The organism is Croceitalea sp. MTPC5 (assembly GCF_036985505.1).
Classification (GTDB): Bacteria; Bacteroidota; Bacteroidia; order Flavobacteriales; family Flavobacteriaceae; genus Croceitalea.
The window spans coordinates 231,089-247,170 of record NZ_BTGQ01000004.1; the positions used below are offsets into that span (position 1 = coordinate 231,089).

At 34.3% G+C, this 16,082-nt stretch carries 15 protein-coding genes; 6 read left to right on the forward strand and 9 right to left on the reverse strand.

Annotated elements, in window-relative coordinates:
• The first annotated feature begins 339 nt into the window (after positions 1-339).
• Both AACM45_RS13795 and AACM45_RS13800 read left to right on the forward strand, forming a co-directional pair.
• On the forward strand, positions 340-1,260 hold the full coding sequence (locus AACM45_RS13795; protein WP_203583815.1) for an ABC transporter permease: 921 nt from the start codon (positions 340-342) through the stop codon (positions 1,258-1,260).
• Complete coding sequence (locus AACM45_RS13800; protein WP_163636106.1) at positions 1,253-1,933, forward strand: ABC transporter ATP-binding protein; 681 nt, start codon at positions 1,253-1,255, stop codon at positions 1,931-1,933. Before AACM45_RS13795 ends, AACM45_RS13800 begins: the two co-directional genes overlap by 8 nt.
• A gap of 430 nt (positions 1,934-2,363) precedes the next feature.
• On the opposite strand, the gene AACM45_RS13805 is transcribed toward AACM45_RS13800, so the two are convergent.
• The 5 genes from AACM45_RS13805 to AACM45_RS13825 all read right to left on the reverse strand — a co-directional run bounded on the left by AACM45_RS13805 (position 2,364) and on the right by AACM45_RS13825 (position 7,840).
• The gene (locus tag AACM45_RS13805; protein ID WP_163636105.1) at positions 2,364-3,191 is read right to left on the reverse strand and encodes a carboxypeptidase-like regulatory domain-containing protein; all 828 of its coding nucleotides are present in this window, start codon (positions 3,189-3,191) and stop codon (positions 2,364-2,366) included.
• Positions 3,188-4,375 carry a hypothetical protein gene (locus tag AACM45_RS13810; RefSeq protein WP_163636104.1) on the reverse strand — a complete coding sequence of 396 codons (1,188 nt, stop codon included), beginning with the start codon at positions 4,373-4,375 and terminating at the stop codon, positions 3,188-3,190. Before AACM45_RS13810 ends, AACM45_RS13805 begins: the two co-directional genes overlap by 4 nt.
• Positions 4,365-6,101 (reverse strand): hypothetical protein, encoded by a 1,737-nt coding sequence (locus AACM45_RS13815; protein WP_339143409.1) that lies wholly within the window; start codon positions 6,099-6,101, stop codon positions 4,365-4,367. Before AACM45_RS13815 ends, AACM45_RS13810 begins: the two co-directional genes overlap by 11 nt.
• Positions 6,102-6,351: 250 nt before the next feature.
• Positions 6,352-7,524, reverse strand: a complete 1,173-nt coding sequence (locus AACM45_RS13820) for a carboxypeptidase-like regulatory domain-containing protein (RefSeq protein ID WP_163636102.1) — start codon at positions 7,522-7,524, stop codon at positions 6,352-6,354.
• Between the two features lie 172 nt (positions 7,525-7,696).
• A complete protein-coding gene (locus AACM45_RS13825) occupies positions 7,697-7,840 on the reverse strand; it encodes a hypothetical protein (RefSeq protein ID WP_158657163.1) in 144 nt (47 codons plus the stop codon).
• 823 nt (positions 7,841-8,663) lie between these two features.
• On the opposite strand from AACM45_RS13825, the gene AACM45_RS13830 reads away from it, so the two are divergent.
• Positions 8,664-8,882 (forward strand): integrase core domain-containing protein, encoded by a 219-nt coding sequence (locus AACM45_RS13830; protein ID WP_339143410.1) that lies wholly within the window; start codon positions 8,664-8,666, stop codon positions 8,880-8,882.
• Between the two features lie 185 nt (positions 8,883-9,067).
• Here the strand turns inward: AACM45_RS13830 and AACM45_RS13835 are convergent, their stop codons facing one another.
• Entirely contained in the window at positions 9,068-9,601 is a 534-nt protein-coding gene (locus AACM45_RS13835) for a DUF4199 domain-containing protein (protein ID WP_339143411.1), read from the reverse strand.
• Between the two features lie 80 nt (positions 9,602-9,681).
• A complete protein-coding gene (locus AACM45_RS13840) occupies positions 9,682-10,110 on the reverse strand; it encodes a response regulator transcription factor (protein ID WP_339143413.1) in 429 nt (142 codons plus the stop codon).
• Positions 10,111-10,515: 405 nt separating this feature from the next.
• Between AACM45_RS13840 and AACM45_RS13845 the strand changes: the two genes are divergently transcribed.
• The 3 genes from AACM45_RS13845 (at position 10,516) to AACM45_RS13855 (ending at position 13,801) form a co-directional block, all read left to right on the forward strand.
• Positions 10,516-11,346: a CPBP family intramembrane glutamic endopeptidase gene (locus tag AACM45_RS13845; RefSeq protein ID WP_339143415.1), complete on the forward strand. Its 831-nt coding sequence runs from the start codon at positions 10,516-10,518 to the stop codon at positions 11,344-11,346.
• A 46-nt stretch (positions 11,347-11,392) separates the two neighbouring features.
• Positions 11,393-11,875, forward strand: coding sequence for a nuclear transport factor 2 family protein (locus AACM45_RS13850; protein ID WP_339143417.1), 483 nt, complete (start codon positions 11,393-11,395; stop codon positions 11,873-11,875).
• A 1,020-nt stretch (positions 11,876-12,895) separates the two neighbouring features.
• Positions 12,896-13,801: a hypothetical protein gene (locus AACM45_RS13855; protein WP_339143418.1), complete on the forward strand. Its 906-nt coding sequence runs from the start codon at positions 12,896-12,898 to the stop codon at positions 13,799-13,801.
• A 200-nt stretch (positions 13,802-14,001) separates the two neighbouring features.
• On the opposite strand, the gene AACM45_RS13860 is transcribed toward AACM45_RS13855, so the two are convergent.
• Positions 14,002-14,817, reverse strand: a complete 816-nt coding sequence (locus tag AACM45_RS13860) for a hypothetical protein (RefSeq protein ID WP_339143420.1) — start codon at positions 14,815-14,817, stop codon at positions 14,002-14,004.
• An 82-nt stretch (positions 14,818-14,899) separates the two neighbouring features.
• Entirely contained in the window at positions 14,900-16,030 is a 1,131-nt protein-coding gene (locus AACM45_RS13865) for a serine hydrolase domain-containing protein (RefSeq protein ID WP_339143422.1), read from the reverse strand.
• Between the last annotated feature and the right edge of the window lie 52 nt (positions 16,031-16,082).

The following is a 16,082-nucleotide window of genomic DNA, read 5'->3' on the forward strand; positions in this document are numbered from 1 at the left end:
CTTGGTCTAAAGATTGGGATATATACAATTAAAAATCAAGCACTTTTGATATGGAGTGGTTTATTGATAATAATTTCAATTTCTTCCTTCAAAAAGTCGAATTCTGTCCGTTGAGTTCCATTAAAAATCGATGGAACGATTTATACCCATTACATCGAAAAATAGGAAAAACTTCAATGATATCTTTATCTTAGATGGCAAGTAAATACTCCAAGACCATGGAGGCCATACTGAACGATAAATTACGGTAATTGGGCATAGCCAACTAAAATTTGGATGTATATTCCCAAGAAAGTTCAGGATATGAGCGGTTGCCGATCATTATGACAAAAATTGCAAATGAAAGAATATTTCCAACTCCAATTTAAAATGCTGAACCGGAAAATGATTGATTTCGGAATTCCACTTTTGATTGGATATGCTCTTTTACCTTCAGTTTTTATATTGCTGTCCTATTACCTATTTCAAAAAACAGAATTTGCGAATTATGCTTATGGATTATTTGCATTAAGTTTCATTTCAAAATTAAGTGAACCCAAAAGAAATGATTTCTTAAAATCTATTTTCAATAAAGGCAAATACAAAAAATTGAGAATATCAGAAAATATTCTTTATTCTTTGCCTTTTACTCTTTTTTTAATCTATCAGAAACAATTTGTCTTTTCTCTTATATTAAATTTATGTGTATTTGTAATCACACTGTTCAACTTTAGTACAGATTTAAATGTGACAATCCCAACACCATTTAGCAAAAAACCATTTGAATTTACTATTGGATTTAGAAAGACATTCTTTGTTTTTCCAATAACTTATTTCTTAACTTATGTTTCAATATCAGTTGGAAATTTTAACCTTGGTGTTTTTTCCATGCTATTAATTGGATTGACTTGTTTTTCGTATTATCCAAAAATGGAAAACGAATATTTCGTCTGGAATTACAATCTATCTCCAAAAGAATTTTTAATAGAAAAAACGAAAACGTGCTTAATCTATTTTACATTTTTAAGTTTACCAATTATAATGGCTTTAAGTATTTCATTTTATAGGGAAATCGATATTTTAATTGTATTTTTTCTGTTGTGCTATGCTTATCTCACATCAATGATTTTTGCTAAATATTCGTCTTTTCCGAAAGAAATGAACATGTCTCAAGGAATTTTAATTGCAATAAGTTTTATGCTTCCACCAGTACTTTTAATATTTATTCCTCTCTTTTATTCCCGATCAATTAAAAAGTTAAATGCTCTTTTAAATGATTAAAATTGAAAGACTATCAAAATTTTATGGTAAAAAACAAGTTCTAAATTCAATAGATTTAGAATTTAAAAAAGGTAAAATATATGGAATTGTTGGAGAAAATGGAGCAGGAAAAACAACCCTATTTAGGTGTATTTCAGGACTTGAAAGCTATAAAGGGAATATCTTGTCCGACTTTACAGAATTAAAAGACCATCTAGGACTTTTATTGACAGAACCATATTTTTTCTCTAAAATTACCGGAAAAGAATATATACAGCTACTTGCCAATGCAAGACAAACAGAAATAACCAAAATTGAGAACAAAAACATTTTTGGTTTACCATTGAATCAATATGCATCAACCTACTCGACTGGAATGAAAAAGAAATTGGCTTTAACCGCCATACTTTTACAGGAAAATAATGTGTTTATTTTAGACGAACCCTTCAATGGTGTTGATATACAAAGTAATTTAATCATAACTGAAATCATAAAAAGATTTAAAAAATTAGAGAAAACAGTAATTATTTCATCTCATATATTTTCAACTTTAGAGAATACTTGTGATGAAATATATTTAATGAAAAACGGAGAAATTATAAACAAAGTAGAAAAAGCTGATTTTAAAAATCTCGAAAAAAAAATGAAAGAATTTACAGTCGGAAATAAAATTGACAAACTTGAACTGAAATAAATAACGGTTTCAATACACTGCTCCCATTAGAAAGCTAATAGACACCACAAACACCGTAGAGGTGTAGCCTTACATTTTTGGGGAAGGCTACACCCGAAGGGTGCTGAGTCCATAAAAATAATGTAATAATATTTGGTGACTTCCACTTAGGGTGCTATCTGTCGTTTTTTTGCATAATGTGGGTATGAAAAAAGGATGGGTGTGGTTGAAATATGTGGGAATCCAGTATTTTGATGACAATTTTTAATTTTTTTGGGTATCTACATACAGAGGAATTCGTTTCTACGAATTTATAGTAATTCGGAAATTTTGCTCTATTACGTTTTTGAGTTAGTTTTACAGAGCAAAGTAAAGGCCCCAATCGAGTACTTCAAAATGGGTCTAGGACTAGAATCAGGCTAAAGATTCGAAGTGTGCGAAAGCATCCGAATCAAAAAGGTTGGTGTCGGTTTTCTGATATAAATATTTTGCTTTTCTTCTTAATAAGCTCTAATATTCCCAAGTGGTCTTCGGCTTCTATGAGATCAACAAAATTGGAATCAGCGAGACAATAAACGAAAAATTGTTCTTTTTTTGAAAAGGGGATTTTTAATTCCTGCAATCGAAGGGAATCGTTGAACAAATACTCAAACTCCTCTAATTTAATAGTTTGTTCATTTTGTTCTACCAATTTTTTTAGCTTTTTGGTTCTCCCCGATGCTCTATTTAGAATTTTATGCAGATTGATGCTAATTCCCAATCCAAAGTAGTGTCCATACAAATTAACAAACTTTCCATTATCAGCTTCAAACAGTTTTCGTTCATATTGGGAAAGGACCCTCACATCGGCATTGGGAAGCCCCAAAGAAGAAGCATCAACATTTTTTGATAACCTTAATGCTGAAATGTCCTTGTCCAAGATTCCAGTCAGATTATATGGTCTTACAACCACTTCTTCCAATTCGTTGATAAGCTCCTCTAAATCTATCCTCAAATGGTTGGAGGATAAAATATCCTCTGTTACAACCAGATATTTATGCTTTAGTTGAACAGATGAAAATAATAGTGTATCCTTTGATATGACACCTATAGAAAAACGTCCATACGAATCGGTTATGGTCCCTCTCTTGCTAGTAAGGTTTAGAATGTGTACGCCTTCAACCTCAGTGTTAAGGCTTTTGACCGTGCCATTTAAAATAAGTCGAGTCTCTTGACCAAATCCGAAAGAGATTGTGAAGAGTAAAGCAAAAAAAATTATATGTTTACTATAGGTTTTCATTTTTTTTGTCGCTCCTTTATATATGAAAATAGAAAACTGAATACAGTAACATAAAAAATGATGGGTAATATAAACCTATACAAATCCGAGAATTTTGGTCTTGAGCGTCTTGAAAATACCTCTGATAAATAAGTAAAAACATTTTCCGGGAATTTTATTATACCATTCGAATCATAAAGCAATATTCCGCCTAGTACAATTAATATAAGTATTTGACTCGTCAATGCATAAAATACCAAAAAAAAATCTTTGCCTCTCAAGTGACGAATAGATGTTTCATTTTGAAAAACCTTTTTTAAAATTTTATTTGATGCCATTCTTAGGTTTGGAACCCCAATCATATCAGATAATACCCAATATCCATCATAACGAAGGAAAGGGTTCAAATTAGCCAGCAATGACAATGATATGGCCGAGCTGTATACTAAATAATTGTTTGTCCGAGTTATAAAAAAAAATAAAACCAATATGGAGGCAATCAGTAATTCGATATAGATTCCAGATAGATTCACGATGATTCTTTTATTCGGTTTTAATTTCCATATATCTGAAACATCGGCAAACATCACTGGTGAAAGTAGGTAAAAACCGAATCCAATATCCCCAAATTTAGCACCAAATCGATGACAGGCGGCAGCATGTCCCATTTCATGGAAAAACAACACTGTACCTGCAAATAAAATATATAATGCCCATTGACCAAAGTTGAGATTTTCAAGACCTATTTTGATGGAGTTAAAATGAGCGATTAATGTTCCAAAAACGACCAAAGAAAAAATAGCCAGTAAAAAGTAAAATAATTTATCTGAGAACAATGGGGACATAAGCCTCACTATTGGCAATATGGTCTTATTCTTTAGCAATGTGAAACTTAGCTTTAAATAAGAGGGCTTTCCTATTTTCTTAATTTCAACATTTGCTGATTCTATAATCCCGTAAGTGGCCAAGGTACCAAATAATAAATTGTCAAGCAGATTGGCAGACACACCTTTGTGTATACCATAAAGTTCATTTATCTTTTGAAGATTCCGTTTACCGTCCACTAATTTAATTATATCCAAAGTATCTTTATTGACATTTATGCGATGTCCATATTCAGTTTGTTTTATGATAAACTCGTTCTTATCAAAAGGAAGGATTTCAATGTTCGGTGATAAAACAGGTATTTTGCTTTTAACGTCCATTTAGGCTCGACTTATAGTTTTCCAATGCAACAAAAGAGACAACAGAAGTGAACACCCCATTAAAGTCTTGCAAGACAATGTTTGTTCCTTTATTATCCTTTTTCCATCCATAGATTTGTTTTTCAGGATCTAATATATCCGGTGAGGGTATTCTCATAGAATAGTTTCCCCTCCATGAGCCATTTTCTAATTGGGCATTTAACAAAATTTCCGACAAAAGTTTATCAGGCAGATTATCATAATTAAAAATATGCTTGGACTTGATTCTGCTCAAAAGGCACAAGGCAACATAAAATATATTATGAGCCCCATCCTTGACAGGATTGGATTTTTTATTTAATTCATTGCAACAAAGGTTGAATATTTTTTTATTCATATTGATACAACATGCTAACACCAAGAAAGAAATTGCATAATCCCTGCTGGTCCACCAGTATGGTACTTCATCTAAATCTTCGATTTTATCAATTAGAAATGACTCCAATTTTCGTTTTTTATCATTATTAATGCCTAGCTGACAAAAAACTAAATATGCAACAGCGCTAACACAGAAATGTGAATTTAACCAACCTTCAACGTTATTAACTTCCTTGGTGTTTAGTGAAGCCAATAGCTCTTTTTCATTTCTATAGGTACAAAAACCTCCATCTTCATTTTGAAAACTGAACCATTCTTCAAGTTCGTCTTCACAGAAATCAGTTCCCAGACTATGTAAGGCAAGTATTGTGAAGGACGTAGAGTCTGCGTCTGGTATCCAGTTTGAATTATATCCCCATAAATTCTTTTCTTCATAGCGATTGGAAAGTAAAAACTCCTTTGATTTACTCAAATCAAAATGGGACTTGTACCAGTGAGATAAAAAATAGCATACAAAGGAAGTAGTCCAAACATTACTGTTCCCTGCATCATTAAAATAATCTGTCCAACTACCATCTTCTTCTTGAATTTCAAATAAATAATGTAAGACTTCGGAATTTTCTATTTTGCCTGAACCATTACTCGATCTATCAATATGTTTTGATTTCAAGTATTTATTAAATCTTATATATCCATTTATATTCAGGTTGTTTATTGTGATTGTATTTTGCATCCGCTGCAATTCATCCTTCCATCTGGGCGCTTTATAATCTCTCACAAATTCAAAGGCCCTTATAATATGTTCATAAGCCTTTAAGTATAGTTCTTCGGCCACACCTTCCAGATAAAGAAGCTTTTTTTGATCACCTAAACTATATGATTCAATGTCATCGACTCTCTTTTCTAAGTGGTTTTTTGAAATATTGAACTGCTGATTAATATAGTCTTCCTCATAATCTGAAACATCATCCAATATTTGAAAAGCAACATAAAAATCCTTGTGCGATTTAAGAACGTTTTGGTATTCATTTCGATAATGTTTCCCTGTAAGTACAAATAGTGCGTCTATCGCTATTTTTCCAAAAGAAGACTTGTAATCGCATAAAACCTCATATTCCGCAAACGAAGATATATTGTGGCTTTGCTTGTCCAATTTATAAGCCTTAACATATTCAAATTTTCTTTTGCCCCATATATCCCAAAATTCAGAATCAGTTTCAAAGAAAGTCGATAATATCTTGACAGTTTCCTCTTGGCAGATATTAATTGTTAGAAAGACGTTGAAATTCGATGTTTCCTTTTTGTTGTCAAAAATATCGTCCATCAAAATAATGGACCGATAGTAAAGAAATCCAGCGATTGACAACATATCCAACACCTCTTTATCAGAAAAATCGAAAGCTGAATTGAAAAGATATGGGTAATATAAATAGTAATCAGGGTTGTTCCGGATAAACTTTTGGTAGCAAATATTATCGATTACTTCCTTGGGATAGCCAAGCCCATTCAAGTATATCTGTACATTTTCAATCGCTTCTTTGAAAAGATTGTCATCTCTGTAATCAAAAAAATATTTTGTACTTATCAACCAATCACTGTTTATATAATTTTCTTAAAAATCAATTACGTAAATCCCTTATGTCCTTTAATATCTTTCTTTCCTCTTCACTAAAGAACATTGTATTGTTCTCATTCCAGCCTTCCAACTTTGGTATTGCAATAACTTGTTTGTTAAATCCTTCTTCAACATCGTAGTTAGTAGACAACTTTTTTGGTGATATGTGTTCTACAAGCGTCAATATATATTTGGCGTTTGAACTGTACCTGTAGCTTTCTTGGCCTAAAATGCCGTTCCTAACGTTGTCCACTTCAACAAAAGAAAGGAAGTATTTATCATGGACTTTACGATATTTTATCGTTGCTTTTGCCTCTATTAATATAAATACAGGCTTTTTTGATTTTTTCCCCTCAAGGGATGATGCCACAATCGCTTTAATTTTTTCTGGATCTTTTTGCGTTTCTATCTGAACAATTGCCATGGTTTCTCTTTCAATATAAATTTTACCCATATTGTTGTTATAGATATTGTCGTTTGATGGTGAGAACCCGATAATGAGAATAGGGTTTTCCCTAGATTCGATTTCTCCAACATATTTGAAAGTATAGTCTGAAAGATTGTCAATATCGAACATTCTGCTTTTTGAACGTACCATATCGGCGTTCCGAACAATCGTGGCTATGCCCCCAACGGCATCTAAATTTAGCTTTGTGTGGTTTTCTGTTCGACGACCCTGAATGATTTCTGCTTGATAGCCTTGGGGATTATTGTCTCCTTCATTATAAGTCATAAAGGAAACTTCGGTTAACATAGCGCCTTTTCCATCTTCCTGTACACTTTCACGATAAAAGCCATAAAGATTAAATGGATTCGATATTATATTCTGTGGGATGCTTTTAATAGCTTTTATTATAATATCCTTTGCGGTTTCTCCCCTAACAAAGACCTCCTCCAAACTGATAATATAAGGACTCAACCAAATTGTATCCTTTTTACTTAAGTTATTTTTTTTGATATTTTTTTTTCGATAAGCTAAATGAGAGAATTCTATATTATTGGATTCGACAAAATAATCAATTGAAAATTTCCCAACTTCGTTTGTGGTTGTTCCCTGACCTTTTTCATCAGTGATGTGGGCAAACTGTATTGGCTCCCTGGTCATCGAATCCAATACTATTTGAGAATGTAGATGAATACTCCCAAGAAAAAAGACAATAAAGTATATCTTTTTCATAAATCAGGCATCTTTTGGTAAATATTAAGACTAATTCGTTTAGAACAATATACATCTATTTGAATTATTTAGCTGAATTGCAACGAATTAATAAAGAAATTATATAGGATATTAGGGCAAAAGAAATCCGGATTCATTTATCATGAATCCGGATGACAAAAGTTTGATAGGTTTAGAAAGTGTAACTAGCTCCAATATAGCCTCTACAATCACCACTTGTACAAGCATAATTACTCTCGTTTTTCCACTTTGCCATCTCTAATCTTTGCTCTAGTTCTTCGACTTTGAAGTTTTTTAAATCCTCACTTTTGTTCATAATTATAGTTTTAGGTTAATGCAATAAAATGCCTTTCTATTTGTAGTATTAAACTTATGAATATTTTTTTAAATTGACACTATCTGGGTTCAGATTATTCAAAATTTTTCTTAAAATGAAATCCACTACAATTATTACAATACTGTTTTGTAGCCTTCCTTAAAAATGTAGGATATCATTAAATTCAGTGACCTCCTTTGTATTTCTAATATTAAATGATTTAGCGATAATAGTTTCGATATCCTCCTTCAAAAAGTTTGAACTCTGTCCCGTTGAGGTCACTTAAAGCGTAAGCCCTGTATGAAAATGCAGGGTTTTGTTATTTCATGGAGTATCAAAAACCACGAGATTTTTGTAAATGAAAAGAAATAGCAAAACCGCAACGCAGTTGCGATGCACAGTTGCATTTTCAGGAATGGGTTCAAAGAATGTGAAACAATCCTGCCCAGGTCACTGGGAGGAAACTCCGAACGAATAGAAAGCCTTGCAAAATCTATGGTTCTGCAGGGTTTCGTGGTTTCTTGGACCATAATAAGATTTGAATTGATATGATTTCAAACTGTAGCTTTGCATAAAAATAAGACAGTTTAAAGTTCAGAAAAAGTAACCTTAAATTTTAAATGTCGAATGAAGAAAAGCAAGTTTACCGAAGGCCAACTAATCAAGGTACTCAAAGAAAATGAACAAGGTCTCAAGTTTGGTGACACATCCCTTAAGCTGGGCATCGATACTAGTTACTTATTATGATTAAAGAAAGAAATAGGGCTTCCCAAGGCGATAAGGTGCGATTACTGACCAAGGTTCCCATCCAAGACCTTGAGGAATGATGAAAAAGAAAACGTGTCGAACTCGGATACAACCGGGTAAGCCCTTACAGAACGCATATATGGAAAGATTGAACAAATACCACAGGGAAGATATTTTCGATGCATACTGGTTTAATAACCTTCATCAGATAAGAAAATTGAACTATAAATGGATGGAGAATGGTCATACAAAACATGAACATTCAGCTTTAGGGAGCATACCGCCAAGGGAATAAAGAAACCGATTCTGGAAAGAATTCTTCCCAGAAACAAACTTTATTAATCAAAAATTATTGAATTTAGAGTCGTCCTAAAAAGCTGAAGGTCACAAAAGGTATGCACAGTTCCTTTGACCGCTCCAACAAAGGATTCTGCTACTCTGCTGCCTAGGCTATATAATCGGTTATTTGAAGCTTATAGTTCATTTCTTAGTATTGGATTTAAGAAAGAAACCCAATAGTAATGTGAAGGCAGTCCCAGTCATAAGATTTCCGACAAAAGAAAATAAACTTTGTGTAGCAGTGCTCAAGTACTCTTCCCTTTCTTCAAGTTTACTGTTGATTTTATCACCAGGAACGCCTAAGGCCTCCATTTTTGTCTTTAGCGCATCGATTGTTTCTATCGCATAAGTCGGATACAACAGTTCATAAAACACAATTGTAAAGACCACACTAAAAACAGCTGTTGCGATGCTCACAATAAGTCCCTGTCCCACGGCTCCTTTGAAGCAAATACCATTTCCAAGTTGGTTTTCCCTTTTTTTTATTGCCAAGTAAACTCCAAAAAGTAAAAAAAGATATAGCATGAGAAACAAGATTGTTCCCCCTGTCATTTCAGTTTCCATAACAATTGCCTTGGGACCAATCAATTTGAGCTCGATAAGTGTCAGCATAAGTATGCTTCCAGCAAGCGCGACTATAAATCCATAAATGATGGGTGTCTTTAGTTTTGCCATTTTACCTGTTTTTGGTTTTCGCAAAATTCAATGACATTTTAGAAGCATGCAACTCTAAATAGGTGGAAAATAAGGTGAAATCAATCTTTTGCAACTTTCTTCAAGACTTTTTCAACATAAAATCTCAGCTCTTTTCTGTTTCTTGCTCCTGTCTTTTTGTAAATTCTATTGATATGACTTTTAATGGTGGTAATATCAACATATAGTTCATCCGCGATGTCTTGGTTTCTTCTGCCCAAACAAATAAGTTCGATTACCTCCCGTTCCCGTTTCGAAAGTCGTTTTTGATATGCGCTTTCCATTTCTTCCGTATTCTTGGCCGTACCGAGCTTCATTCCAAGCCAACAGACCAAAAGAATGAAGGGCACCAAAAGAAGTGAATTTGTATTGTTGACTTCAACTATCCCATAATCAGTTGAATAGCGAAATACATCAAAAATGAGTACTCCAGAAGTCACAACTATTGTCAAGAGCACTAAAAGTTTATTTTTCTTGAGAATGTTCATCATATTTAATGAAGTTCAGCCTTATCAAGCTCTAGTACAAGAATATATTTTGCCTTATATATGCGAATCATTCTAAATATCAAATAAAAATAATCAATTAAAGATACCGTTCGGAGAAAAAGGGATAACTCCTTTATTTGGATGGTACTCCTTCTGCCCAAAATGTCCAATTAAATTGTCAGTCTATAGCACTTATGCCTGATAGAGAAACTTCACTCGATTTGAGATTTTTCACCTCATAGTCATTAGATGTTTAAGTTTTCTAAATTCTCATGGATAAAATTAGCTTCCTGTTGAATGAGACGAGCTTTGGTTGGACTTAAATGTAAATGCTTAGTTACTTGCCAGTAACAAAGGCCCGACTGTGTCGTCCTCCATTTAAGAAACACCTAGAGAGAACATTTAGCAATGACAAATAAGATACCCCCTTTTCTTTTAGGAATAGTGATGCTCGCAGTCATAGCTGCTATTATGCAGCTACCGCTGGATAAAATAATCACTACATCCCATTTTTCAGGTTTTCAGATCGAATATCTCATATTGGGCGCCAAGATGCTGTTGATTTTCTCGATTGGTCTGATACTCGTCTTAAAACTAAGTGAGAAAGCCCTATCAGGAATCAGCTTAAACTATAAATGGTCCTTCAAATATTTAAACCTGATTCCCTGCTACCTATTCTTGCTGGGCATCGTGACTTTTATGGGTAAAGACCTATCATCCATAAATATCTTCAATGTATTGCTGCTTTTGGCAGCCTGTTTATTGGTAGGTTTTGCAGAGGAGTTTGTATTCAGGGGATATTTGCAGGCTGTTTTTTTAAAGAAATACATTGCCCACAAAAATGGCATCTTCTTGGGCATATTGTTCCCCGCCATGTTTTTTGGAGCCTCTCATTTACTGAACTTCACTGTGAATGATAATGTACCACAAGTAATCGGACAATCGATATATGCTATTTTTATTGGATTCTTTTTTGGAGTGGTCTTGCTGAAGACAAATAAGCTGATACCCCTTGCAATTACCCATGGGCTCATCAATTTTTTCTTTCTCTTCGGTTCACTCCCGAACTTGAATGGCCATAGCGACAGTCATACAGCACCTGAATTGGAAATTGCTTTGACGGAACAGATATTATCATCTGTAATACCCCTTCTTATTTTTCTGCCCTTGTTCCTTATTGGTCTTGTACTTATTCGAAATATAAATAGAGAAGAAATCCAAAAGAAAATAAACGTATAAAGTATTTACAGTTATGGGGAATAGATTACTATGCTTGATAGCACTAATGTCAACTGTCCTTGGCAGTGCCCAAAACCAAAATTCAGAAAGAAAGCTGAAACAGGTCATTGAGGATTTTAGAACCTCGATAATAGAACATGATAGTATCGAAAAAATTGGAAATCTATTTCTGCACGACTCCATAACATGGGCCGCTATTTTTACCAACAAAACAAAAAAAGCAGCTATGGCACATATGCCAGATTTCAGGTTCCATTCAACGGATTACAAAACATTTTACACAAACCTAAAAGAGAAAAGCGAAGAAAAGTTTTACAATTTGAAAATTGATGAACGGGGAGAATTTGCAACCATATCATTTGATTATTCTTTATCCATTGATTCAAAAGTCCAGAACTGGGGGACGGAATATTGGTCCCTGATGTTGGTCAATGGTATCTGGAAGATAACATCGGTTACTTGGACCATGAACAATGAGGAAATAGAAAAATGCCCCTTTTCGAATGAAACCCCTTTTCGTTTAGATTAAGATATTTCAAAACTTAATCTTAACTATTAGTTCTATAAACCCAAGGTTTTGAGTAAGATCTTTGGCTTGAGCCATCAATCAGATTCAATGGTAGTACTTTCAATTTAGGAAGATGGAAACATAAAAATCGAGCCTAAACAAAAATAGTGGCGGAACTTGTAACAAATCAGAATGAAAACTTACCAATATTGAAAAATCAAAAATACATGAAAAGCATAAAGTCAACCTCACTTGGAATTATTTTGGCTTGGATTGTCCTAATTGCATTCGGTTTTTACAAGAGCTTTGAAACTGACATCATAGTCCTTTTTATTGCCCTTGCAGTTATTACCAGTAGTTCACCTTTTCTAATTAAAAAATTAGAAAAAAAGAATAGGTCAGATCAGTAATTCCTGGGAATCTAGTAAAACGAATATTTCCGGGGGATCTACTCTTTACTTACAAAGAGTCCTGACAACTTTGCAATTTATGGCCTTTTTCTTTTTATTTAAATTATAAGTAATTTACTTGAAATTGGGCTCAATATATTTCTTTGTGTTATTCTTCGTAATATGGTTCTTGAAAATCAAATCTTATTTTTCTAAGTGTAATAGGAACATTCAATGAACTCTTTTTAAGTGCCTATTTTGCTTTTTTCGTGAAAAACAGGAACAGGGCTACCTACTTTTTATCAGCGCTCCTGTTTGGGGTAAGCCTTAGGGTAGCCAAATCCGTTTTTCTCAATTTTGATAGTAATATATCCAATGGTCTTATACAAATAGGCCTATCGGCGTGTATGCTTGCAGGCCCTTTCTTTTATTTGTATGTTTCTAAAACCATATGTAAGGGAAAACCACATGGTCCCATATGGTTATGGCACGTCCTTCCCGTTGTTTTGGGCAGCAACTTGTTGATATAAATGTTCCTAAGTCAAAAAAAATGGAATCCTGGGTTTTTGGATTCTAAGTGGAAGGTTTGCTTTCAGTTTCATAATGCGAACATTTCGAGGGAAGGCTACATATTGAGGTAAAATATAATCCTATGAGAAGTTTCCTATTGTTTTTAACCTTTGTTTTTTTCTTTAATATTACTATTTCACAAACCCAAAAATCAAATGAATGCAAACAGTGTAATTACATCACTGATTATTATCCAATGGTTTACAAGGCTCAATTAAAATATTTGGAAAACGACTTAGATTCTGCTTCACACTACCTGAATGTCGTCAAAAAAAAATGTGGATTTCTTAATACCCCTGATATTTTAGAAAGGGTAATGTACGCTGAAATTCAAGTAAAAAAACAAAACTACACCGAGGCTTTTGAATCACTTGAAGATATTCTTTCAAGTGGTTTTCCATTTGGATATTTAGAGAACAACGAAGCTTTAAACGAGCTAAAAAAAGATAAGAAATGGACGAAGTTAAGGGAACTGTCCTCAAAGGTCAATGATGAGAAAAATGATTCTTTTAATTGGCCATTGAGATATGAAATCATAGCCATGGTAAAGTCAGATCAAAAAGTGCGCAGTGGTACTTTGGATTATGAAAAAATGAAGAAAATTGATAGCTCTCATCAAAGAAGAATCAAAGAAATTTTTGAAACATATGGATACCCAAACGAAAAACTCGTAGGATTCAGCAAAACAGACGAAAAGGTTGATATTACCGTGATGCTTATGCACTGTAATGACCTAAACTATTTCAAACCCAAACTCCTAGACTTTATTAAAAAGGGAGAGTGCAATCCTTATACTTTGGCATCCATGGTTGATAGTAATAACCGTAAAGATAAAATGTTTACTTACGGAATATATCGCTCATCGGATTCTACGGAAATTCGAGATTTTCATAATCTCGATACAAGAAGAAAGTCTATAGGTTTAAGATCTCTAAAAAATCATCAAAAAACGATGTCTTTACTAATGAAGAAATACAGTAACAATTAATATCAAATTTTAACATTATGCAAAAATTGAAATCGCTTGAAGAATTCAAGCAAAACTCTGAAAACATTGTATTGTAAAACGAAAAATCAGCCTAAGTAAACAAAACCTTATCTAACAAATAGTTTAAATTGTTTTCATTTAAGTTTTGTGTATTACGGCTTACAAATACCGACACTCGCAACATATCGCAACCAAATACTTCAATCACAGGTCGCCTTAAGGCTAAAATTATCTGCCTGGTCAATGGCCGCATTTAATGAAATGTCTTCTTGGTGTATCAATATTCTATCTATGGCATGAAAGTCAGAACGCGCAGAGATTTCCATGAGGTAAACACCAGGGCTTTCAAAGCTGACATAGATATCATGGGCATCATTGTCAGAGGTTTTCGACTGCCACTTGAATTCGTTGTCGTTTCCGCTTCGATACACCTTAAACCAACCCTCTTTTGACGCTCCGTTAGGATTAGGTTCTTTACCCGAACCGTTTGGATAAACTACACTACCATCGTTCTTCATTCCGAAAAAATTATCGGCATCAGGAAACCGCAACCAAGAATCGTTATGCTCCGTTCCATTGTTCCCCTTTCTATAGGAAGACTTCCAAATAAATCTATAGGTTCCCGTATTGGTAATCTTCACCGGAAAAGTTACTATTCCATTCCCAGGATTGCCCATACTTGGATTACCCTCCCATTGCATGTACCCCTCGCCCGAAACGTCGGTGACATCATTCTTCAGTATCCAACCTTCAGGAAAATCGTTGTTCTCAAATTCAATGGAGATCAGACCATTTTGTTCCTCAAAAACAAAACCGATGGAATCGGGACATTCGTCACCTTGTTCCGTAGGCTCCCCATCATCTTCAGAATCGTCCATCATGTCACTATCTTCAGGTGTTTCGTCTTCTTGTTCAATGGCATCTTCCGGCAATCCTTCTTCAATTGCTCCATCTTCACTACTACAAGATTGTAACGTCACTAGAATCAACAGGGCTAAGCTTAAAAGATTTCTCATGATACCGGTATTTGTAGTGCCAACGCTAAAGGGAGAATTCATATTGCACCAACACTGGAACATTCGATGAAAGCCACCACTTTCAATCATTGGATTCAAACACACGTCTGGGTTTTTCTATGGCAATAAAATTCTGGTTTACCCCAGCAAGCTTGGCTATATCATAAATCACATAATTGCCATTACCACCATTTGTCATCACCACCAATCCCCATTTGCTTTTAAGGTTAAATACGGCAAGGGTACGCTCACCATTGTTCGCACCGCTATGTGCGATTATGGTTTCTTCTTCAAATTCATAAACATACCAACTTAAACCAAACCCCAAGTTTTTAGGGCAAGCCTCAGGGTTGGTTGCAGATGCTATGCATTCCTTATTTTGATTCTTAGAAATGATAAATTGCTCCTTTCTTAAAGTTTTGGAGACTTCGGTTTTGTTCATTATACTCAGAACGAATCTTGCATATTCTTCACTTGTAGTGTGCAATCCTCCAGCACCTATTGCTACATCCCTTGCAAAAGGTTCGCCCCAATTGCCGTCAGCGAATTTTGGTGCGGCCAATCTATTGTCATACCAATCTTGTTTTTTGAACGAACTATTGTTCATCTTTTCTGGGGTGAACAGAACTTCGTTTGCTATATCATTGAAAGGTCTATTCAGCTTTTTTTCAATGAACCGAACCAGATAGCGTAACCCTTCGCCAGAGTAACCAACTTCCATTCCGGGCCTGCTTTCAAAACGTAAGGTGTCATTGGTCATATACCGCCAATTCTTGAATCCTGTCTGATGGGTCAGCACATGGCGCGGAGTAAGTAATTTTGTAAAAGGATGATCTTTTATATCTGGGTCAGTCCAATAGTGACACATAGGCTCATCCAATGAAACTTTTCCCATGCTGGCCAATCTTAAAAAAACTTCAGCTGTTACTGGCTTGGCGATGGAAGCTGATAGAAAAAGTGTGTTTTTGTCAGCTTTCTTTGTTTGGTTTTGCATTCCGAAAACGGAAGACCATTTGATGTTTCCTTGCTCAATGAGGCTTATGGAAACTGCAGGAACATCATACTTTTCAAGCAATTGCGGAATTTTCGTTTCGAGCTCTTCATAGTTAATTTTGCTTATTCCTTTTAATTTTTTCCCACTTTCCTGTCCCATACATCCAAATACAATTAATAAGGAGACACCAAGCATAACTGCATTATATATTTTCTTCATGTGATTTTCGTTCTATTTATTAATACTATTGGATTGAATCTCAAAATTCAGC